General features: G+C 76.3%; 16 protein-coding genes and 1 tRNA gene. 14 read left to right on the forward strand and 3 right to left on the reverse strand.

Annotated elements, in window-relative coordinates:
- Positions 1-49 precede the first annotated feature (49 nt).
- The 4 genes from iolC (at position 50) to C6N75_RS15750 (ending at position 5,621) form a co-directional block, all read left to right on the forward strand.
- Positions 50-976, forward strand: a complete 927-nt coding sequence (gene iolC, locus C6N75_RS15735; RefSeq protein ID WP_105869537.1) for a 5-dehydro-2-deoxygluconokinase — start codon at positions 50-52, stop codon at positions 974-976.
- 282 nt (positions 977-1,258) lie between these two features.
- Entirely contained in the window at positions 1,259-2,140 is an 882-nt protein-coding gene (gene iolB, locus C6N75_RS15740) for a 5-deoxy-glucuronate isomerase (RefSeq protein ID WP_105869538.1), read from the forward strand.
- Positions 2,137-4,038 (forward strand): 3D-(3,5/4)-trihydroxycyclohexane-1,2-dione acylhydrolase (decyclizing), encoded by a 1,902-nt coding sequence (gene iolD / locus C6N75_RS15745; protein WP_105869539.1) that lies wholly within the window; start codon positions 2,137-2,139, stop codon positions 4,036-4,038. The genes iolB and iolD overlap by 4 nt, the downstream gene beginning before the upstream one ends.
- Positions 4,039-4,118: 80 nt before the next feature.
- Positions 4,119-5,621 carry a CoA-acylating methylmalonate-semialdehyde dehydrogenase gene (locus C6N75_RS15750; protein WP_105869540.1) on the forward strand — a complete coding sequence of 501 codons (1,503 nt, stop codon included), beginning with the start codon at positions 4,119-4,121 and terminating at the stop codon, positions 5,619-5,621.
- 136 nt (positions 5,622-5,757) lie between these two features.
- Here the strand turns inward: C6N75_RS15750 and C6N75_RS15755 are convergent, their stop codons facing one another.
- Entirely contained in the window at positions 5,758-6,177 is a 420-nt protein-coding gene (locus C6N75_RS15755; RefSeq protein WP_105869541.1) for a GNAT family N-acetyltransferase, read from the reverse strand.
- Between the two features lie 136 nt (positions 6,178-6,313).
- Here C6N75_RS15755 and C6N75_RS15760 point away from each other — a divergent pair, with 136 nt between their 5' ends.
- Positions 6,314-9,115, forward strand: a complete 2,802-nt coding sequence (locus C6N75_RS15760; protein WP_105869542.1) for an alpha/beta fold hydrolase — start codon at positions 6,314-6,316, stop codon at positions 9,113-9,115.
- Positions 9,112-10,023 (forward strand): ABC transporter permease, encoded by a 912-nt coding sequence (locus C6N75_RS15765; protein WP_105869543.1) that lies wholly within the window; start codon positions 9,112-9,114, stop codon positions 10,021-10,023. The genes C6N75_RS15760 and C6N75_RS15765 overlap by 4 nt, the downstream gene beginning before the upstream one ends.
- 177 nt (positions 10,024-10,200) lie before the next feature.
- Here the strand turns inward: C6N75_RS15765 and C6N75_RS15770 are convergent, their stop codons facing one another.
- Complete coding sequence (locus C6N75_RS15770; RefSeq protein WP_258177431.1) at positions 10,201-10,950, reverse strand: helix-turn-helix domain-containing protein; 750 nt, start codon at positions 10,948-10,950, stop codon at positions 10,201-10,203.
- A 315-nt stretch (positions 10,951-11,265) separates the two neighbouring features.
- Between C6N75_RS15770 and C6N75_RS15775 the strand changes: the two genes are divergently transcribed.
- The 4 genes from C6N75_RS15775 to C6N75_RS15790 all read left to right on the forward strand — a co-directional run bounded on the left by C6N75_RS15775 (position 11,266) and on the right by C6N75_RS15790 (position 15,198).
- Positions 11,266-12,837 carry a vWA domain-containing protein gene (locus C6N75_RS15775; RefSeq protein ID WP_105869544.1) on the forward strand — a complete coding sequence of 524 codons (1,572 nt, stop codon included), beginning with the start codon at positions 11,266-11,268 and terminating at the stop codon, positions 12,835-12,837.
- A 60-nt stretch (positions 12,838-12,897) separates the two neighbouring features.
- Positions 12,898-13,359, forward strand: a complete 462-nt coding sequence (locus C6N75_RS15780; RefSeq protein WP_105869545.1) for an anthrone oxygenase family protein — start codon at positions 12,898-12,900, stop codon at positions 13,357-13,359.
- Between the two features lie 137 nt (positions 13,360-13,496).
- Positions 13,497-14,315 carry a DUF4142 domain-containing protein gene (locus tag C6N75_RS15785; protein ID WP_258177432.1) on the forward strand — a complete coding sequence of 273 codons (819 nt, stop codon included), beginning with the start codon at positions 13,497-13,499 and terminating at the stop codon, positions 14,313-14,315.
- Complete coding sequence (locus tag C6N75_RS15790) at positions 14,305-15,198, forward strand: class F sortase (RefSeq protein WP_105869546.1); 894 nt, start codon at positions 14,305-14,307, stop codon at positions 15,196-15,198. Before C6N75_RS15785 ends, C6N75_RS15790 begins: the two co-directional genes overlap by 11 nt.
- A gap of 130 nt (positions 15,199-15,328) precedes the next feature.
- Here C6N75_RS15790 and C6N75_RS15795 read toward each other — a convergent pair.
- A tRNA-Arg gene (locus tag C6N75_RS15795) sits at positions 15,329-15,401 on the reverse strand.
- A 396-nt stretch (positions 15,402-15,797) separates the two neighbouring features.
- On the opposite strand from C6N75_RS15795, the gene C6N75_RS15800 reads away from it, so the two are divergent.
- The 4 genes from C6N75_RS15800 to C6N75_RS15815 form a co-directional block, all read left to right on the forward strand.
- The gene (locus tag C6N75_RS15800) at positions 15,798-17,429 is read left to right on the forward strand and encodes a dynamin family protein (protein WP_105869550.1); all 1,632 of its coding nucleotides are present in this window, start codon (positions 15,798-15,800) and stop codon (positions 17,427-17,429) included.
- Positions 17,426-19,432 (forward strand): GTPase, encoded by a 2,007-nt coding sequence (locus tag C6N75_RS15805; RefSeq protein WP_407703225.1) that lies wholly within the window; start codon positions 17,426-17,428, stop codon positions 19,430-19,432. Before C6N75_RS15800 ends, C6N75_RS15805 begins: the two co-directional genes overlap by 4 nt.
- A gap of 166 nt (positions 19,433-19,598) precedes the next feature.
- Positions 19,599-20,255, forward strand: coding sequence for a single-stranded DNA-binding protein (locus C6N75_RS15810; RefSeq protein ID WP_105869547.1), 657 nt, complete (start codon positions 19,599-19,601; stop codon positions 20,253-20,255).
- A gap of 307 nt (positions 20,256-20,562) precedes the next feature.
- A partial coding sequence (locus tag C6N75_RS15815) for a thioester domain-containing protein (RefSeq protein ID WP_258177433.1) occupies positions 20,563-21,937 on the forward strand: 1,375 nt, incomplete at its 3' end.

Genomic DNA, 21,937 nt, shown 5'->3' on the forward strand with positions numbered 1-21,937 from the left:
GGCAGGGACGGGGGCGGGGGGCGGGGAGACGGCGTACGACGTCATCGTCATGGGCCGGCTCGGGGTGGACCTCTACCCCCTGCGCACGGGCGTCCCGCTGGACCGGGTGGAGACCTTCGGGCGCTTCCTCGGCGGCTCGGCGGCCAATGTCGCGGTCGCCTCGGCCCGGCTCGGCCGGCGTACCGCGCTGGTGTCGCGGACCGGGGCCGACCCGTTCGGCGCGTACCTCCACGAGGAGCTGCGGGCCTTCGGCGTGGACGACCGATGGGTGACGGCGGTCGACGGCTACCAGACCCCGATCACCTTCTGCGAGATGTTCCCGCCGGACGACTTCCCGCTGTACTTCTACCGCCGGCCCAAGGCCCCGGACCTGGAGATCCACCCGCACGAACTGGACCTGCCCGCCATCGCGGCGGCCCGGGTGTTCTGGGTGACCGGCACCGGTCTGTCGGAGGAGCCCAGCCGCACCAGCACCCTCGCCGCCCTCGCCCACCGCGACCGGCGCGGGACGTCCGTCTTCGACCTGGACTGGCGGCCGGTGTTCTGGTCCGGCCCGGACACCGCCCGGCCGCTGTACCGGGAGGCGCTGCGGCACGCGACCGTGGCCGTCGGCAACCGGGACGAGTGCGAGGTCGCCACCGGGGAGCGCGAGCCGCGTGCCGCGGCCCGGGCCCTGCTGGCCGCGGGGGCGGAACTGGCGGTGGTCAAGCAGGGCCCGGCCGGCGTCCTCGCGATGGCCGCCGACGGCCGCGCCGCGGAGGTGCCGGCCGTTCCGGTGGAGACGGTCAACGGGCTGGGCGCCGGGGACGCGTTCGGCGGGGCGCTCTGCCACGGGCTGCTGGCCGGCTGGGACCTGGAACGGGTGCTGCGGTACGCCGCGGCCGCCGGGGCGCTGGTCGCCGCCAGACTGGCGTGCTCCTCCGCCATGCCCCGCCCCGACGAGGTCCGGGCGGTGCTGGCGGACGGGGAAGCGTGACCCGCAGCCACTCCCCGGGCAGGCGCAGGGCCAGTCCACCGGCACGGTCCGCCCGCCGGTCGCCGGATGCAGGCCGATGCCGATCCGCGCGGTGACCGCCCGCGCGGCCTGGGGACCCGGGGAGAGCCGAGCAGGAGCAGCACAGGACCCCGTCGGGCAGCCCGTGGCGGCGGGCCGCGCCCGACTCCGGCACGTCCGGCGGGCCGGGGGCCATCCGCGCGGGCGGGGGACGCAGGGCGGAGGCGACCCCTGGGACGGCACGGAACGGGGTAGGGACCGGCCATGGACTCCGCACGCGCTGACTCACCGCACCCGGCCCCGCCGGACGCCTCCCCGTGGACCGCCGCCCCGAAGGAGCTGCACCTGCCGGCCGGGCGGGCGGGCCGCGGGCCGTACGCGGTGCACGTCGACCCGGACGCGGCGGGCTGGGCGTACTCCTCGCTGCGCGTCCTCGACCTGCCGCCCGGCGGGCTGCATCCGCTGGCCACCGGGGACAGCGAGTGGATCGTGCTCCCCCTCGACGGCGGGTGCACCGTCCACGTGGCGGGCGAGTTCATCGAACTGCAGGGCCGGGACAGCGTGTTCGACGGCCCCAGCGACTTCGCCTACCTGCCGCGGGACGCGCACGCCCGGATCGCCACCGGCCTGGGCGGCCGCTTCGCACTGGCCGGGGCCCGGTGCGAGCGCAGGCTCCCGCCCCGCCACGGGGCCGCGCGGGACGTCCCGGTCGAGGACCGGGGCGAGGGCGTCTGCGCCCGCCAGGTCCGCAACTTCGCGGCCGCCGACGCCTTCGCCTGCGACCGGCTGATCGCCGTCGAGGTGGTCACGCCCGCCGGGCACTGGTCCTCCTACCCGCCGCACAAGCACGACGAGGACCTGCCCGGCCGCGAGGTGAGGCTGGAGGAGATCTACTACTTCGAGACCGGCCCCGGCCGCACCGGGTACCAGCGGGTGTCGCCGTCCCGGCCCGGCGGCGCGGACCTGCTCGCCGAGGTGCGCACCGGCGACGCCGTGCTGGTCCCGGACGGCTGGCACGGGCCCGCCATCGCCCCGCCCGAGCACCCCCTGTACTACCTCAACGTCATGGCCGGCCCCGGCTCCGGCCCCGACCGGGACTGGAAGATCAGCTTCCACCCCGACCACCGCGGGGAGGGCTACCGGTGAACACCCCGCACAGCGCGCCCGCGGGCGCCCGCCGGCTCACCACCGCGCAGGCCCTCATCGCCTTCCTCGCCCGTCAGTACACCGAGCGCGACGGGCGCCGCCGGCGGCTGATCCCCGCCGTCTGGGGCATCTTCGGCCACGGCAACGTCGCCGGCGTCGGCCAGGCGCTGGTCGAGTACGCCGACGACATGCCGTTCCTCCAGGGCCGCAACGAACAGGCCATGGTGCACGCCGCCGTGGGCTTCGCCCGCCAGTCCGGCCGCCTCGCCACGCACGCGGTGACCACCTCCATCGGCCCCGGCGCCACCAACCTGGTCACCGGCGCGGCGCTCGCCACCGTCAACCGGCTGCCCGTCCTCCTGCTGCCGGGTGACACCTTCGCCACCCGCCCCGCCGACCCCGTACTCCAGCAGCTCGAGGTGCCCTACGCCGGGGACGTCTCCGTCAACGACACGCTGCGGCCGGTCTCCGCCTACTTCGACCGGATCACCCGGCCCGAGGCGCTCGTCCCGGCCGCGCTCGCCGCGATGCGGGTGCTCACCGACCCGGCCGCCACCGGGGCCGTCACCCTGGCGCTGCCCCAGGACGTGCAGGCCGAGGCGTACGACTGGCCGGCGGAGTTCTTCGCCGAACGGACCTGGCGGGTGCGCCGGCCGCGCCCGGACCGCGCCGAACTCGACGCGGCGGCGGAAGCGGTACGGGCCGCCCGGCGGCCGCTGATCGTCGCCGGCGGCGGGGTGCGGCACAGCGCGGCCGAGGGCGAGCTGGCCGCGCTCGCCGAGGCCACCGGCATCCCGGTCGCCTTCACCCAGGCGGGCAAGGGCGCCCTGGCGCACGACCACCCCGCCAACGCGGGCGGCATCGGCCACACCGGCACCGCCCCCGCCAACGCGCTCGCGCGCGACGCCGACCTGGTGCTCTGCGCCGGCACCCGGCTCACCGACTTCACCACCGCCTCCGGCACCCTCTTCGCCCACCCGGCCGTCCGCTTCACCGGCCTCAACATCGCCGGCCCCGACGCGCACAAGCAGGCCGCGCTGCCCGTGGTCGGCGACGCCCGCGAGGGGCTGCGCGCGCTGCGGCAGGCGCTCGACGGCCACCGCGTCCCCGCGGCGTACGCCGACGCCTGCCGCGCGGGCCGCGAGCGCTGGGAGGAGCAGGTCACCGCCGCGTACGCCCCCACCGGCCCGGGGGGCGGCCGGCCCACCCAGACCCAGGTGCTCGGCGCCCTGGACGCGCTCGTCACCGGCGAGGACATCGTGGTCAACGCGGCCGGCTCGCTCCCCGGCGACCTGCACAGGCTGTGGCGGCCGCGCTCCACCGACCAGTACCACGTGGAGTACGGCTACTCCTGCATGGGCTACGAGATCCCGGCCGCCGTCGGCGTCGCGCTCGCCGCGCCCGGCCGCCCGGTCTGGGCGCTGGTCGGCGACGGCACCTACCTGATGAACCCCACCGAACTGGTCACCGCCGTCCAGGAGGGCGTCCCGGTCAAGGTGGTCATCCTCCAGAACCACGGGTACGCCTCCATCGGCGGGCTCTCCGAGGCGGTCGGCGGGGAGCGGTTCGGCACCGCCTACCGCCACCGCGCCGCCGACGGCGGCTACACCGGGGCGCCGCTGCCGGTCGACCTGGCGGCCAACGCCGCGTCCCTCGGCATGCGCGTCCTGCGCGCCCGCACCCTGCGTGACCTGCGCGAAGCCCTCGCCGAAGCGCGGGCCGCCACCGTCCCCACATGTGTCTACACGGAGACCGAAACGCCCGACACAGTGTCGCCCCCGCCCACCGGCGGGGCATGGTGGGATGTGCCTGTGGCCGAGACGGCGACCCGTGCGTCCGCCGTACGTGCCCGCGCGGAGTACGACCGCGACGCGGCGGCCCGCCGCCGCCACCTGTGACCCGTGACCCCGTCCGCCGGCCCCCGGTGAGCGCGACCCCTGTATCCCTGCCGGACACCCCTCAGAGGAGCACGATCGACATGACGAAGACCGTCCACCACTTCATCGGTGGCAAGACCGTCGAGGGGACGTCGGGGGAGTGGGGCCCGGTGACCGACCCGGCGACCGGAGTGGTCACCACGCGGGTCGCGCTGGCGGACGCCGACGAGGTCGGCGCTGCCGTCGCCTCCGCCAAGGAGGCGTACGCCACCTGGGGCACGTCCTCGCTGGCGCAGCGCACGGCGATCCTGTTCCGCTACCGGGCCCTGCTGGACGCCCGACGCGACGACATCGCCGCGGCGATCACCGCCGAACACGGCAAGGTCCACTCCGACGCGCTCGGCGAGGTCGCCCGCGGCCTGGAGATCGTGGAGCTGGCCTGCGGGATCACCGTCCAGCTCAAGGGCGAGCTGTCCACCCAGGTCTCCAACCGGGTCGACGTGGCCGCCATCCGCCAGCCGCTCGGCGTGGTCGCCGGCATCACCCCGTTCAACTTCCCGGCCATGGTGCCGATGTGGATGTTCCCGCTGGCCGTCGCCTGCGGCAACACCTTCGTGCTCAAGCCCAGCGAGAAGGACCCCTCGGCCGCCAACCTGCTCGCCGAACTGGCCAGCGAGGCGGGCCTGCCGGACGGCGTGCTCAACGTCGTGCACGGCGGCAAGCCCGCCGTCGACGCGCTCCTCGCCCACCCGGACGTGGCCGCCGTCTCCTTCGTCGGCTCCACCCCGATCGCCAAGTACATCCACGCCACCGCCTCCGCCAACGGCAAGCGCGTGCAGGCCCTCGGCGGCGCGAAGAACCACATGCTGGTGCTGCCGGACGCCGACCTGGACGCCGCCGCCGACGCGGCCGTCTCCGCCGCCTACGGCTCGGCCGGCGAGCGCTGCATGGCGATCTCCGCGGTGGTCGCGGTCGGCGCGGTCGGCGACGAGCTGGTGGCGAAGATCCGCGAGCGCGCCGAGAAGATCAAGATCGGTCCGGGCAACGACCCGACGTCCGAGATGGGCCCGCTGATCACCGCCGCCCACCGCGACAAGGTCGCCTCCTACGTCACCGGCGCGGCCGCCCAGGGCGCCGAGGTCGTCCTGGACGGCACCGGCCACACCGTCGACGGCCACGAGGACGGCCACTGGATCGGCCTGTCCCTGCTGGACAAGGTCTCCACCGACTCCGACGCCTACCGCGACGAGATCTTCGGCCCGGTGCTGTGCGTGCTGCGCGCCGAGACCTACGAGGAGGGCGTCGCCCTCATCAACGCCTCGCCGTTCGGCAACGGCACCGCGATCTTCACCCGCGACGGCGGCGCGGCCCGCCGCTTCCAGCTGGAGATCCAGGCCGGCATGGTCGGCGTCAACGTGCCGATCCCGGTCCCGGTGGGGTACCACTCCTTCGGCGGCTGGAAGGACTCGCTCTTCGGCGACCACCACATCTACGGCAACGACGGCGTGCACTTCTACACCCGCGGCAAGGTCGTCACCACCCGCTGGCCCGACCCCTCCGACGCCCCCGCCGGCGTCGACCTCGGCTTCCCCCGCAACCACTGAGAAGCCCTGAGCCGGCCGGTGGCCGGAAGCGGCGCCCCCGCTTCCGGCCACCGGCCGTCCCGCCCGCGTCCACCGGTCCCACCTGCCGGAGACCGGCGGACCGGCGGCCCGCACCGGCCGCCCCCGGCCGCCGCCCCTATGCCTCCGGGTGGAACTCCCAGGTCAGCATGGCGAATTCACCGTCGTCCGCCGCGCCCGTGGAGCGGTACGTCGCCAGCGCCGGGTCGTTGTCGGTGTCCACGCCGACCCACATGTCGTAGCAGCCTCGCCGCCGCGCCTCGGCGGCCAGCGCCTCGGTCAGCGCCCGCCCGACGCCCCGCCGCCGGTGGGCCTCGTCCACCGACAGCTCGTACAGGCACATCTCGACGCCCTTGTCCGGGTGCAGCATCTCGACGCCCGACACCATTCCGGCCGGGAAGCCGTCCACGTACGCGATCAGCATCAGGTGCCCGGGCGCGGCCAGGAACCGCTCGGCCCACTCCTCGCGGGCCGGGCCGTCGTACAGGTGCTGCGCGTCGAGCAGTTCGCGCACGCTCGTCGCCCGGCGCACGTCCATGTCCGGCCCTCCCCGGTCCTCCGGCGGCGTACCGCGAACGCGGTACGGCGACCGTAGCGCGTACGCCTCCGGTACGGCCCCGGGTTCCGCCTGACGTCGCCGGGGACGGCTCCCGCGCCGCCGTAGGGTGGCAGGCATGCGAATCCGATTTCCGCGGTGGGCCGCCGTCGCCGGCACGCTCGCGGTGCTCGCGGGCGCCGGCACCTGGTCCGCCGCCGCGGACGACCCGCCGTCCGTGCGCCGGAGCGACCAGGTGCTCGCCATGCCCGGAGCGAAGATCGACACGTCCTGGTTCACGGCCGGCGACCCGGCCGAGCGCCGCCCGGCCGTGCTGCTGGGGCACGGCTTCGGCGGCAGCAAGGAGGACGTGCGCGCGCAGGCCGAGGCGTTGGCCCGCGACGGGTACGCCGTGCTCACCTGGTCCGCGCGCGGCTTCGGCCGTTCGACCGGCCGGATCGGGCTCAACGACCCGGCCTACGAGGTCAAGGACGTCTCGCGGCTCCTCGACTGGCTGGCCGAGCGCCCGGAGGTGCGGCTCGACGAGGACGGCGACCCGCGGGTGGGGGTGTCCGGCTCCTCCTACGGCGGGGCGATCTCCCTGCTGGCGGCGGGCCACGACCCCCGGGTGGACGCCATCGCGCCGCAGATCACCTACTGGAACCTCGCCGACGCGCTCTTCCCCGACGGCGTCTTCAAGAAGCTGTGGGCCGGGATCTTCTTCTCGACCGGCACCACGGCGTCCACCGAGGCACCGCCCCGCCCCGAGCGGGAACCCGGTGCCGGCGACAGCGGTGGTGCCGGTGCCGGTGGCGGCGCGCCGGCCGCTCGGGCGGCCGCGGCCCGGGCCGCCGCCGCTCCGGCCGATCCGGCGGCGTGCGGCCGCTTCCAGGACGCGCTGTGCGAGATGTACGAGCGGGTCGCCGTCAGCGGCAGCCCCGACGCGGCCGCCCGCGCCCTGCTGGAGGCGCGCAGCCCGTCCGCGGTCGGGGACAGGATCAAGGTGCCCGCGCTCATCGTGCAGGGCAAGTCCGACTCCCTCTTCCCGCTCTCGCACGCGGACGCCATGGCGAAGGCGATCCGCGGCAACGGCGCCCCGGTCGCCGTCGACTGGACGGTCGGCGGCCACGACGGCGGCGACCGCGAGACCGCCCGGGTCGAGCAGCGGATCACCCACTGGTTCGACCGCCATCTGAAGGGCGACGGGGGAGCGGACACCGGGCCGGCCTTCCGGACCAGCCGCACCGGCGGCGTCGACTCCACCGACGGGCAGGCGCGGTTGCGCGGCGCGAGCGCGGACCGCTACCCCGGTCTGCGCGACGGCCTCCGGGACATCCCCCTCAGCGGCCCCCGCCAGCCCTTCCGCAACCCGGCCGGCGGTGCGCCGCCCGCCATCTCCTCCGTCCCCGGCGTCGGCGGCGGCCTCTCCCAGCTCTCCTCCCTCGGCGTCGGCGGACTGGCCCTCGACTTCCCCGGCCAGCACGCCCGGTTCGACTCCGCCCCGCTCACCGAGCCGCTGCGCGTCACCGGCTCGCCCACCGTGAAGGTGACGGTCGGCTCCGACGGCGGCGACGCGGTGCTGTTCGGCAAGGTGTACGACGTCGGCCCGGACGGCCGGCAGCAGGTCCTGCCCGCCCAACTCGTCGCCCCGGTCCGCGTCGACGGCAGCGGTACGGGCGGTGGCGCGGGAGGCGCCGCCGCGCGGGCGCCCGGCCGGGCCCGGACGGTCGAGCTGACCCTGCCCGCCATCGACCACGAGGTCGAGGCCGGGCACCGGCTGCGGTTGGTGCTGTCCGCCACCGACCTCGGGTACGCCTCCCCGGCCGCCCCCGCCGCCTACACCGTCGCGCTGGCCGGCGGCGGACTGTCCGTGCCGACCGCCCCCGAGGTGCGCGGCCAGGCCGCCACCCTGCCCTGGTGGGTCTGGGGCCTGCCGGCCGGGGGTGCGGTGGTCGCCGCCCTGCTGCTGCTCACCGCCCGCCGCCGCACCGCCGCGCCGCCGCCGGACCCGGCACTCGCCGACGTACCCCTGGCGATCACCGGACTCACCAAGCGGTACGCCAAGTCCAGCGACAGGTACGCCGTCCGGGACCTCTCCTTCACCGTCGAGAGGGGCCAGGTGCTCGGGCTGCTCGGCCCCAACGGAGCCGGCAAGACCACCACCCTCCGCATGCTGATGGGCCTGATCACCCCCGACGAGGGCGGGATCCGGGTCTTCGGCCACGCCATCCGGCCCGGCGCCCCGGTGCTGTCCCGGGTCGGCGCCTTCGTCGAAGGGGCCGGATTCCTCCCGCACCTGTCCGGGCGGGAGAACCTGGAGCTGTACTGGCAGGCCACCGGCCGCCCCGCCGAGGACTCCCACATCGCGGAGGCCCTGGAGATCGCCGGACTCGGCGACGCCCTGGCCCGCGCGGTGCGCACGTACTCCCAGGGCATGCGCCAGCGCCTGGCCATCGCCCAGGCCATGCTGGGCCTGCCCGACCTGCTCATCCTCGACGAGCCGACCAACGGACTCGACCCGCCGCAGATCCGCGAGATGCGGGACGTGATGATCCGCTACGCCGCCGGCGGCCGTACCGTGATCGTCTCCAGCCACCTCCTCTCCGAGGTCGAGCAGTCCTGTACGCATCTGGTGGTGATGGACCGTGGCCGACTGGTCCAGGCCGGTCCGGTCGCCGAGATCACCGGCGGCAGCGACACCCTGCTCGTCACCACCGACGGCGAGGTGGACGAGGCGGTGGCCGGCAAGGTCGCCGCGCTCCCCGGCATCGGCTCGGCGGCGCGCACCGACGGCGGGCTGCTGGTCCGACTGGACGGCGGCACCACCCCCGCCGCGCTCATCGCCGAACTGGTCCGCCTGGACGTGCCGTTGACCGGAGTCGGCCCGCACCGCCGGCTGGAGGACGCGTTCCTCACCCTGATCGGAGGAGGATCCGCATGACCGCCCTCGCCCCGTCGTCGCCGGCTCCCGGCAACCCGCCGCCCCCGGCCGGCGCCCGGCCGCCGTCCGCGCCCGGCTACCGCTCCGGCCGCACCCTGCCGCTGCGCGTGGAGGTGGTGCGCCAGCTCAAGCGCCGCCGCACCCTGGTGATGGCCGCCATCCTGACCGCCCTCCCCTTCGTCCTGATCGCCGCGTTCGCCATCGGCGGCGACCCGGGCGGCGAGAACGGCGGCCGGCGGATCAACCTGATGGACACCGCCACCGCGTCCGGCGCCAACTTCGCCGCCACCTGCCTGTTCGTCTCCGCGGGCTTCCTGCTGGTGATCCCGGTGGCGCTGTTCTGCGGTGACACGGTCGCCTCCGAGGCGAACTGGTCCTCGCTGCGGTACCTGCTGGCCGCACCGGTGCCCCGGTCCCGGCTGCTGTGGTCGAAGCTGGCGGTGGCGCTCGGCTTCAGCGCGGCGGCGATGGTGCTGCTGCCGCTGGTCGCGCTCGCGGCGGGCACCGTGGCCTACGGCTGGGACCCGCTGCGGCTGCCCACCGGCGGCTCCCTCGCCATGGCCGACGCGCTGCCGCGCCTCGCGCTCGTCACCGCGTACGTGTTCGTCTCCCAACTGGTCACCGCCGGACTCGCCTTCTGGCTGTCGACCCGCACCGACGCCCCGCTCGGCGCGGTCGGCGGGGCGGTCGGGCTGACGATCATCGGCAATGTCCTGGACGCGGTGACGGCGCTCGGCTCCTGGCGGGAACTGCTCCCGGCGCACTGGCAGTTCGCCTGGGCCGACGCCCTCCAGCCGCAACTGGAGTGGGGCGGCATGGCCAAGGGCGCGGCGGTGTCCGTGGCGTACGCCCTGGTCCTGTTCGCCCTGGCCTTCCGCGGCTTCGCCCGCAAGGACATCGTGTCCTGACCCGCGGGGCGGGGCCGGACCCGGTGGCTGTGGTCCGGCCGCGCCCCCGGCGGGCGGGCCGGAGGCGGCCGCGTCGAGGACGGCCGGCCCTGCGGCGGCCGCGTCCTGGGCGGCCCGCACCGCCCCTGCCGCGGCCCGCGCCCCCTTCTGCGCTCCCGCTCCCTTCTCCGCTGCCGCTCAGAGCCAGCCACGGCGCATCGCCTCCGCCCCGGCCCGGAAGCGGCTGGTCGTGCCGAGCGCCGTGAACAGCTCGCCCACCCGGCGGGTGTAGGTCCGGCCCGAGATCCCGAGCCGGGCCGCGGCCGCCTCGTCGGTGAGCCCGGCCAGCAGCGCGTCCAGCACCGGGCGCAGATGTTCCGGCATCGCCCCGGACGGCGGCCCCAGCGGCGTCTCCCGGGGCAGCGCCAGCTCCTCGCCCGACTCCCAGCAGAGCTGGTGCGCCCGCACCAGGGCCTGCACGACGACCGGTTCCCGGATCAGCAGCACGCCGTTGTAGAGCAGCTCCAGGTCGATGGGGACGGCCGCCACCGTCCGGTCGACCAGGATCATCTTGAACGGGATGGACGGCGTGAGCCTCGCCTCGCCCGGCGGCGGCCCGTACCCCGGCGCCGCGCACGCCGCGCCGGCCGCCTCCCGGGCGTGCAGCGGGAGCACCCGGCGCACCGTGCGCACCTGGGCGCTCGCCATCCGCACGCAGTCGCCCGCGAACTGGAGGAACGGCGCGGGCAGCGACCTCGCCGGGGCGGCCCCGGGATCGTCGAAGGTCAGCAGCTCGTGCCGGGCCGACTCCGCGAGCGCGGCGAGCGCCGCGCAGATCCGTCTGGCCCCGACCACCGGCTGCCCCGACAGGCGCGGAGCCCCTCCCGCCCCGGTGTCCCGCACGGCCAGGGTCGTCCGTCCGAGTACGGCACCCGGAAGGTCCGCCATGGTGACCACCCCCGTCATCCCCCTGGCATCCGTCGACGCGTTCGCCACTCCATGTACGCATGCGATAGCTAAGCGTGACAAGGGTGAGTCCGGCGGTTGGCGAGTCTCAGCCATTCCCGCTCCGTTTCCGACCCCGGGGCCGTGGCCGCCCGGTTGACGCCGCCTCACCGCGCACCGGCGCACGGTCCGTTGCCGCATCGAGACGGATCCGCAACCACGTCACGGGCACCGCTCGCCGACCCGCCCCGTCACACTCCCAGACACCACTGGCACTCCGGCGCGGTCGCCGGGGCATCACACGCACGGGGGACCCGGATGACGACGCGCCACCGCACCACAGCCCGCTCCACGGCGTACCGGCCGACCCGCCCGCGCACGGCGGCCGTCGTACTGCTGGCCGCCGGCCTGCTGCTCGGCGGCTGTTCCGGCGGGGGCGGCTCCGCCGGCGACCGTGCCGTGCACAAGCCCGGAGGCGGCCGGTCCGGCGCGTACGCCCCCGGCCCCGCCCCCGCGCAGAGCAGCGGCCGCGGCGGCCAGGGCGACGCCGTACGGGAGGGGGCCCGGGAGCCGCGCCCCGCCGGCCTGCTGTCCACCTTCGCGCTGGACGTGGACACCGCCTCGTACGGCTACGCGCGCCGGACGATCGCCGACGGCAGGCTGCCCGGCCGGGAGTCGGTGCGCCCCGAGGAGTTCGTCAACAGCTTCCGTCAGGACTACCCCCAGCCGGGTGGCGCCGGGTTCACCGTCACCGTGGACGGCGCCCGCACCACGGCCGAGAACTGGTCGCTCGTACGGGTCGGCATGGCCACCCGCAACGCCGACCGGAGCGGCCCGCGACCGCCGGCCGCGCTGACCTTCGTGGTGGACGTCTCCGGCTCGATGGCCGAACCGGGCCGGCTCGACCTGGTCAAGGAGTCCCTCGGCGTCCTCACCGGACAGCTCCGCGACGACGACTCCGTCGCCCTGGTCACCTTCAGCGACGAGGCCGAGGTCCGGCTGCCGATGACGCGGCTCGGCGGCGCCCGGGACCGCGTCCGCGAGACCGTCACCGGACTGGAGGTGTCCGCCTCCACCAACGTCGAGGCGGGCGTGCGCACCGGCTACGACACCGCCGTGGCGGGCCACCGCCAGGGGGCGACCAACCGGGTCGTCCTGCTGTCCGACGCGCTCGCCAACACCGGCCGGACGCAGGCCCGGTCGATCCTGGACCGGATCGAGGGCGACCGCCGCGAGTACGGCATCACCCTCTTCGGGGTCGGCGTCGGCAGCGAGTACGGGGACGCGCTGATGGAGCAGCTCGCCGACAAGGGCGACGGCCACACCACCTACGTCTCCACCTCCGAGCAGGCCCGCAAGGTGTTCGTCGACCAGCTCCCGGCCCATGTCGAGCTGCGCGCCAGGGACGCCAAGGCGCAGGTCGCCTTCGACCCGGAGGCGGTCGAGGAGTTCCGGCTGGTCGGCTACGACGACCGCGCGGTCGCCGACGAGGACTTCCGCGACGACGGCGTGGACGGCGGCGAGGTCGGCCTGGGCCACCAGGTCACCGCGCTGTACGCGGTGCGGACCCGCCCGGGCGCGGAGGGCCGGCTGGCCGAGGCCACCGTCCGCTGGCTCGACCCGCGCAGCCGCGCCCCGCGCGAGCAGTCCGGCGCCCTGGACGCGGCGCGGCTCGCGCCCCGCCTGTGGGGCGCGAAGACCGACCCGGGCCTGCGGGTCGCCGCGGCGGCCGGCTACTTCGGCGACTCGCTGCGCGGCGGCGAACTGCCGGGCGCGCCGGCCCCGGGCGAGCTGGCGGAGCTGGCCGACGGACTGGCCCGCACCACCGAGTCCACGGTGGTGGCCGAGCTGGCCGAATCCATCCGCCAGGCGAACGCCCTGCGGAACTGAGGCAGTTGTTTCCAGCCCGATGCGAGCGGGATTGTCGGCGGCGGCTGCCATGATCGGGGTATGCCGACTCTGCTGCTGGGACTCGCCATCGTGTCCACCGGGTTGTACGCGGGCTTCATGCTGGTCTTCCAGACCGGGGTGATGCCCGCGCTCGCCAGGCTGGACGACGCGCACTTCGTCACCGCGATGCGCCAGGTCAACGCGCTCATGCCCCGAGGGGTGTTCATGACCGTGTTCGCCGGAGTGCTGGTCTTCCCGCCGCTGGTCTGGGCGATGCCGGTCGACGGCCGATCGGAGGAGGCGACCTGGCTGACCATCGCCGGGACGGTCTGCGCCATCGCCAACCACCTGGTCACCGTGGTGGGGAACGTCCCGCTGAACAACGCCCTGGCCGCCGCGCCCGTCAACCCGCCCGGCCCGGCCCGCGCCGCCTTCGAGGGCCGGTGGAACGCCTTCCACCGGATGCGCACCCTGCTCGTCACGGTCGCCTTCGCCCTGCTGGTCGCCGCCGCGCTGGTCTGACCGCCGGGCGCGGCCCCGGGTCGTGCTGGTCGTTCCCGGCCTCCCCTGGTCTGTTTGCAGTACGGCGGGTGGCGGCGCCCGCCGCGTCATGTCCGGATGGTGGGTACGACCGCACCGACCAGAACGGACCACGCACCGTGAAGCGCACCCACCGCTGGGCCGCGACCGCCCTCACCACGCTGGCGCTCACCGGCATGGCGGCCGGGCCCGCCTCCGCCGGCGCGCCCTCCGCCCGGGCCGCCGACGGCAGCGGCGCCATCCTCGACACCGCCTTCCTGCGCGCCTCCCACCAGGGGCACCTCACCGAGATCGCGGCCGGCGAGGACGCCCGCAAGCAGGCGTCGTCCGCCTGCGTCCGGGACATCGGCGCCGCCCTGGTGCGCGACCACACCCGGATGGACGCCGACACCCGCGCGCTCGCCGACCGGCTGGGCGTGGACCTGCCCGCCGCCCCCAGCGCCGAGCAGCAGGAGATGCTGGCCGGCCTGATGGGCCGACACGGCGGCGCCGGCTACGACGCCCACTGGCTCACCGCGCTGACCGGGGCGCACGAGAAGACCCTCACCCGCATCGACGCCCAGCTCGCCCGGGGCAAGGACGCCCAGGTCACCGCGGCGGCCAAGGCGGTGCGCCCGGTCGTCGCCTCCCACCTCGACATGGTGCGCGGCGGGAAGTGCCGCCACTCCGAGGGGAACGGAAGCGGCCAGGAGCCGGGCGGGACGCCTGAGTCCGCCCCGCCCCGCAAGCCCGGCCAGTCCCACGACTCCGGCGGCTCGCACAGCTCCGGGGACTCCGCCGCACCGAAGGCGATCCACGCCGGCAACGGCGGGCAGGCCGCCACGCTGGCCGCCGGAGTGCCGGTCGCGGTAGCCGTGCCGGTGCTCGCGGTGGGCGGCATCCTGGTCGCGGCCGGCGCGTTCTGGGCCGCCTCCCGGCTGCGTCGCCATGACCGGTGAGCCCCAGCGGTCCCGCCCGCGCCCGGCGGGTCTGCCCGCCGGCCGCCGCACCCTGCTGCCCCGTGCGGCGCGCCGCCGGTCGCGCGGGCAGTCCACGTCCGCCCTCCGGTCACCGCTGACCCGCCGCGGCGACCGCCTCCACCGCGCCCACCTGCGGGCCGGCCCGGGCGAGGCGAGCGCCCTCGCGTCGGGGCCCGGCACCGGGGCCGTCCACCGGGCGCTGCGGCGCGAACGGCGGCTGCTGCGGCTGGGGACGGCCGCGGCCGCCGTGGCCGCCGCCGCCTTCCTCTTCCCCTGGCGGCTCGCCGCCCCGGGTCCCGCGGACGCCGGCTCCCTGCCCGGCTACGCGGGACCGCCCGGCGTGCGGGCGTCCGCGTCCGCCTCGGTCTCCTCGCCGCCGGTCGCGCTCACCCTCCCGGGGCATCCGGCCGCCCTGCCGGTGGCGCCGGTGACCGCCGACCGGCGCGGCGTCCTGGCCGTCCCCGACTCCCCCCGGAAGCTCGGCTGGTGGGCGCCCGGCGCGAGGCCGGGGGCGGCGCACGGCACCGTGCTGATCGCGGGGCACCTGGACTCCACGTCCCACGGCCCCGGTCCGTTCGAACGCCTGCACACCGTGCCGATCGGCGCCCGCGCCGTGGTCACCACGGCCGACGGCGTCCGTCACCCCTACCGCGTCACCGCCCGCCGCACCCATCCCGTGTCGGCGCTGCCGGACGGCCTGTTCACCACCGCGGGCCCGCCCCGGCTCGTCCTGGTCACCTGCACCGGCGCGTTCGACCCCGAGGCGCACGCCTACGCCGACAACCTGTTCCTCTACGCCGAGCCGGCCGGCGGCGGCAGCCCCGCGCCCTCGCCGTCCCCGTCTGCGTCCCCCGCGACGTAAAGATCAAGCCAGCTCGTGCCGCGGGCGCGCGGCCCGGGCGTCCCCAACCCCGGCCCGCCCCGGCCCGCCCCGGCCCGGAAAGCGGAAAGACCAGCGTCGCCGCTGGTCAGTCCCGGTCAATCGGTGGACGCGCCCCCGGCAGGACTCGAACCTGCGGCCAAGCGCTTAGAAGGCGCCTGCTCTATCCACTGAGCTACGGGGGCCGGTGGTGGCCTTGTGGCCTGGAGCCCCTGGTGGGTGGTCCGTGACCTCGCCGGGGTCAAGGATAGGGCTCCGGGCGCCATGGCCCGGCCGCTTCACCGGTGTCGTGCGATGTGGAGGTTCGGTGAAGCGAACCTGATAATCGCAGGCAGGTGCGATTCGCGCAGCGCTTTTCGCGCCTTCCGGCCGGGGTGTTGTGTAGTCGTTATTCCGCCGTGCGGGCCGCTCGCGCCCTCCCGGCGGCGTCTACCTGCGTGTTGTCTGCGTACGTCCGGTGTGCGACCGGTTCGACCGGGTGGCGGATGCGGGGCGGGCATTGCCGGTGACGTATCGGCGCGCAGAGAGTCCATACGCTTCAAAAAGGTCCCTAAATTGGGCATTCTTCGCATGTGGTGACCTTGGACGTACGGCCTCAGCTCATCGACGCACTCTCCGTCCTGCGCGACCGTGTCGCCGCCGTGCGTCTGCCACTCCCGCTCCCGAACGCCCCGCGGGCCCGCCAGACCAGAGCCGAGCTGCTCGCGCAGCTCGACGACTACCTGGTGCCGCGGCTGCGGGACCCCGACGCGCCGCTGCTCGCCGTCATCGGCGGATCCACCGGCGCCGGCAAGTCCACCCTGGTCAACTCCCTGGTGGGGCGGCGGGTCAGCGAGGCCGGCGTGCTGCGGCCGACCACCCGCACGCCGGTGCTCGTCTGCCACCCCGACGACCACCACTGGTTCGCCGGCATGCGGGTCCTGCCGCAGCTCACCCGCGTATGGCGGCCGCTGGAGCGGGAGGAGGCGGCCGAGGGCGAGCCGGGCGAGCCCGGCGAGACCCCGGCGGGCGAGCGGGACCTGCGGGTCGAGACCGCCTCCACCGTGCCGCGCGGCCTCGCCCTGCTGGACGCCCCCGACATCGACTCGCTCGTGGTCCGCGGCCGCGAACTGGCCGCCGAACTCATCTGCGCCGCCGACGTCTGGGTGATGGTCACCACCGCCTCGCGGTACGCCGACGCCGTGCCCTGGCATCTGCTGCGCACCGCCAAGGAGTACAAGGCGACCCTCGTCACCGTCCTGGACCGGGTGCCGCACCAGGTCCTCGCGGACGTCTCCCGGCAGTACGAGGCGCTGCTGGTGCGGGCCGGGCTCGGCGACGTACCGCGCTTCACCATCCCCGAACTGCCCGAGTCCACCGCCGGCGGCAGCGGTCTGCTGCCCGACACCGCCGTCGCCGCGCTGCGCGGCTGGCTCGCCCACCACGTCCAGGACCCGGCCGCCCGCCAGCAGGCCGTCGGCCGCACCGCCGGCGGCGTCATCGACTCGCTCAAGGCCCGCATGCCCGAGCTGGCCGGCGCCGTCGCCGCCCAGTACGCCGCCGCCGTCCGGCTCACCGACACCGTCCAGGCCGCCTACGCCGAGCAGCGCGAACGCGTCCGGCGCGACCTCAAGCGCGGCGCGGTCCTCGCCGGCGACGCCCGCACCCGCTGGCGCGGCTACCCCCGCGACTCCACCGCCGCCGAACTCCTCGACTCGCTCGCCGAATCGCTCACCGCCCTCCTCCAGTGCGCCGTCGCCGCCGCCGACGAACACGCCCGCGACGGCTGGCGGCGCGAACCGGCCGCCCGCGCCCTGGCCGACGAGAACGGCGCCGACGGACCCCGCCCCGACCGGGAGAGCGCCGAGCGCATCGGCATGGCGGTACGCCGCTGGCGACGCGTCCTGGAGGAACTGGCCGAGGAGGAGGTACGCCGGGTGGACCGGCCCGCCGGCGCCACCCCCGACGCCGAGGCCGCCGCCGCCCTGCTCGCCGCCGCCCTGCTCGGCGGCCGCCGCACCCGCGGCGCCGGCGACCGGCTGGCCGAACTCCTCGGCGCGAAGGGCGCCCTGCGGCTGCGCGACAAGGGCGGCGCACTCGTCGAGACGTCCATCGACCGCGTACTGCACGAGGAACGCGACCGCCGGCTCACCCCCCTGCGCGCCCTCGCCATCGGCCCCGAACCGCAGGCCGGACTCATCGCCGCGCTGTCCCTGTTGCAGAAGGAGAGGTGACGGCGGTGAGCGCCGTTGACGAACGCTGGGACGACGGACTGATCGCCCGCCGCGCCCAGGACCAGCAGCACCCGCATCCGCCCGGCGGCCCGGAGAGCGCCGGCGAACCGCACGTGCCGATCGGCGAGCCCTACGCCGGCACCCTGCGGGCCCGCCTGGACGCCCTGCGCGAACTCGTCGGCCTCTCCCGCGCCCGGCTCGACGACGACACCCTCGCCGAGGCCGGCCGGGTCCTGGACGAGGCCGCCGCCCGGCAGCGGCTCTCCGCCCGGCACACCGTCGTCGCCATCGCCGGACCCACCGGAAGCGGCAAGTCCACCCTGATCAACGCGCTCGCCCGGGTGCCCGTCTCGGAGACCGGACTGCGCCGCCCCACCACCGCCCACCCCATCGCCTGCACCTGGTCCGAGGGGGCCGCCGGCCTGCTGGACCGGCTCGCCATCCCGGGCCGGCTGCGGCTGCGACCGCTGGCCGGCGGCGCGGGTGACGAGGCGCTCCAGGGCCTGGTCCTGATCGACCTGCCCGACCACGACTCCGCCGTCACCGCCCACCGCCGCCAGGTCGACCGCGTCCTCGGCCTGGTGGACGCGGTCATCTGGGTCGTCGACCCCGAGAAGTACGCCGACGCCGCCCTGCACGAGCGCTATCTGCGCCCGATGGCGGGCCACGCCGAGGTCTCCTTCGTCGTCCTCAACCAGATCGACCGGCTGCCCGGCGAGAGCGCCCACCAGGTCCTGGACGACCTGCGCCGCCTCCTCGACGAGGACGGCATGGCGCTCGGCGAACACGGCGAACCGGGCGCGACCGTGCTCGCCGTCTCCGCGCTCACCGGCGAGGGCATGCCCGAACTGCGCGATCTGCTCTCCGGCCTGGTCCAGGGCAGCCGCGCCGCCGAACTGCGGCTCTCCGCCGACGTGGACGCCGCCGCCGCCCGGCTGCGCCCGGTGTACGTCGCCGAGGGAGGCTCCGGGCTCGGCGAGCGCGCCCGCGAGGACTTCGCCTCCCGGCTCGCGGTCGCCGTCGGCGCGCAGGCCGCCGGCGAGGCCGCCGAACGCGCCTGGCGACGCAACGCGGGCAAGGCCTGCGGCACGCCGTGGCTGCGGCTGTGGCGCTGGGGCCAGCGGCTGCGCACCCCGGGCGGCGGCGAGCAGCCGCCGGCGCCGCCCGCCGAGGACGAGCTGACCGCACGCCAGCGCGTCGAGCAGGCGGTCCGGCTGCTCGCCGACGACGCGGCGCGCGGACTGCCGCAGCCCTGGGCGCAGGCCGTGCGCGAGGCGGCGGTACGCGGGGCCGACGGGCTGCCCGAGGCGCTGGACGAGCTGGCCGCCGGCGCCGGTTCCGCCCCGCCCGGCGGCCGGCCGCCGCGCCCCGCCTGGTGGCCGGCCGCCGTGCTGGCCCAGTGCACCATGACGCTGCTTCAGTTCTACGGCGCGCTCTGGCTGGTCGGCCAGATCGTCGGCTTCCTGGAGCCGGGCATCCTCGCGCCCGCGCTGATCATGCTCTTCGGGATCCTCGGCGGCCCGCTGGTGGAGTGGGCCTGCGTCGCCGCCGCCCGCGGCCCGGCCCGGCGCTACGGCCAGGAGACCGAACGCGGTCTGCGGGACGCCGCCGCGGCCTGCGGGCGGGCCCGGGTGCTCGACCCGATCACCGCCGAGCTGCTGCGCTACCGCGAGGTGCGCGAGCAGTACGCGGCGGTCTCCCGCGGCCGGATCGGCGGCGCCCCGCTGCCCGCCCCGCCGCTCACCCCGTCCCGGTCGCCGTCCCCGTCCTCGTCTCCGGCCGCCACGGCGGGGGCCCGCGGGACGGCCGGCGGAGGCCGTCCGGGGACGGACACGTCCGGTCGGGTCCGCCACACCAGCGGCATGCGCCGCATCATCGGCTCCGGTACGGCACGGGCGTCCGCGCCCCCGCTCCCGGTCGGCGACCCGCCGCCCGGCCCGCACCCGCACCCGGGGCCGGACCCGGCAGGCGTTCCCGAAGGCGGCGGTACGGGGCGGGGGTGACCGGGGCCCGTGCCGCTCCGCCCGCGGTTCACTCCGGCGGATGGCCCGCTTCTCCACATTCGCCGGCTTCTCCACACCCTTGTGCGGGAATCCGCCGAGTCGGCCAGCATGTGTCCCGTCATCGACGGGAGCGTCTTCATCACCGAGACGCGAGAGAGGACAGCACATGCCGAACGACACGATGGTGACGGTCACGGGGAACGTCGCGACCGCCGTCGAGTACCGGGACACCGCGACCGGCGGGCTCGCCAAGTTCCGCTTCGCCGCCACCGCCCGCCGCTACGACCGGGAGAAGGCGCTCTGGACGGACGGGCCCACCAGCTTCTACACCGTCATCGCCTGGCGGCACCTCGGGGCGAACCTCGCGGCCTCCGTCTCGGTGGGCGACCCGCTCGTGGTGCACGGCCGGCTGAGGGTGCGTGAGGAGGAGTGGGAGGGCAAGCGGCGGACCTTCGTGGACATCGACGCCACGGCCGCGGGCCACGACCTGACCCGCGGGACGTCCGCCTTCCGGCGGGTGCGGGCCCACGAGCGCACGGGGGAGGCGCGGACGGAGGACGCCCCGGCGGGCGCCGGCGACGCCTGGTCCGCCGACCGGGCGCCCGACGGCGACCCCTGGGCGGCCGCCCCGCCGCCGGAGCCGGAGCGCGGCGCGGGCCCGGACGCGGAGCCCGCCCCGCAGCCCGCACCCGACGCGCGCGGGCGCGGGGCCGCGCGGGTGGCGGGCGGCCAGGCCGGGGACGGGGCGCCGCCCGGACGGGGCAGGCAGCGGACGGCCGCCCCGGCCACCGCCCGGCGGCGACACGCCGAGCCGGTGTCGTGATGGTCCGTCAGTCGAAGGGCACCGTGTGAGGTGGCGTGTGAAGATCCGGCGTGCACCGGCCGTATGTCACGGCCTGCGCGATAACGATTCCGAGTCGGAATGGTTGTCTGATGAGATGCCAGGGGATCGGGAAGGGCCCTCTCCATAGGATTTCCTGGTACTCACGGGGCACATCAGTCGGCTGGCGAGTCGTCATCCCCACGCGTCACACGCGCAAGCGTCTCGCCCGGAGGGGAAATCTGTGTTTGCTGCGTTCTCGGTACCGAGGCGGCGGAGCGGCCGGCCGGGCCGCCGCACCACCGCGGCCGTGGTGTCCGGGCTGGTGGCCGCGGCCGCCCTGGCAGCCGGCACACCGGCCGCGGCGGACGAGGCCGCCCCGCGGCAGCACGGCGCCGCCGCCACCCTCGGCGGACTGACCACCTACGACCGGGCCGTGCTGCGCATCGCCGGCGAGACGCACGAGATCCCGGCCGGGCTCTTCGAGATGGCGGTCGACGGCGGCGGCACCCTCAAGACGTACTGCGTCGACCTGCACAACCCCTCCCAGGAGAACGCCCGCTACCAGGAGACGTCCTGGGACCGGACCTCCCTGGCGGTGAACCAGGACGCCGGCCGCGTCCGGTGGATCCTCCAGCACTCCTACCCCCAGGTCGACGACCTCGCCGGTCTGGCCAGGAAGGCGCGCAGCGGACCGCTGAGCGCGGAGACCGCGGCGGCCGGCACCCAGGTCGCCATCTGGCGGCACACCGACGACGCCCGGGTGGAGGCGGCCGACCCGGCCGCCGAGAAGCTCGCCGACTGGCTGGAGAAGCAGGCGCGCGACGTCCCCGAGCCGACCGTCTCGCTGGGCCTGGCCCCCGAGGCCGCCGCGGGCCCTGCGGGCAGCCGGATCGGCCCCTTCACCGTGCGCACCGGCGCCGACCGGGTGTCGGTGGCCCTCGGCGCGGACGCCGCCCCCGGGCTGCGGGTGACCGACCAGGCGGGCAAGCCGGTGACCGAGGCGGCCGACGGCAGCGCGCTCTACGTCGACGTGCCGGCCGGGACGCCCGCCGGGTCCACCTCCCTGACCGTCCAGGCCGCCACCCCGGTGCCGGTCGGCCGGGCGTTCACCGCCGTCACCCGCAGCCAGACCCAGATCCTGGCCGGCTCCAGCGAGTCGACCGTCACCGCGACCGCCACCGCCTCCTGGGCGGCGCAGGGCGCGGCGGCCCCGGCCGTCACCGCCCGGGAGAACTGCGCCGAGCAGGGCGTCGACATCACCGCGGTCAACCGCGGCGGGGCCCCGTTCGCCTACGAGCTGGCCGGCGGGCGGTACGTGCTGCCGCCCGGTGAGTCCCGCACGGTCACGGTCCCGGTGGCCGAGGACCAGCCCTACGAGATCACGGTCGAAGAAGTCGAAGGAGCAGAAGGAGGCGGAGGAGGCGAAGGGGCCGGCGGGGCTGCGAAGGCGGACGGCTTCAGCCGCACCTTCACGGGCGGCCTCGACTGCCGCACCACCGGCGGCGCGGCCGCGGAGATCACCACCCAGCAGGCCGGGCAGCCCAGCCCCTTCCCGGCCGGCGGCGCCGGTCCCCCGGCCGGCCCGCAGGCGGCCGGCGACGGCGTCGACCTGGCCGAGACCGGGGCCTCCGGGGCCACCCCGGCGATCGCCGGGATCGCCCCGGAGGCCCCGGTCTCGGCCA

The organism is Streptomyces solincola (assembly GCF_002982015.1).
GTDB lineage: Bacteria > Actinomycetota > Actinomycetes > Streptomycetales > Streptomycetaceae > Streptomyces > Streptomyces solincola.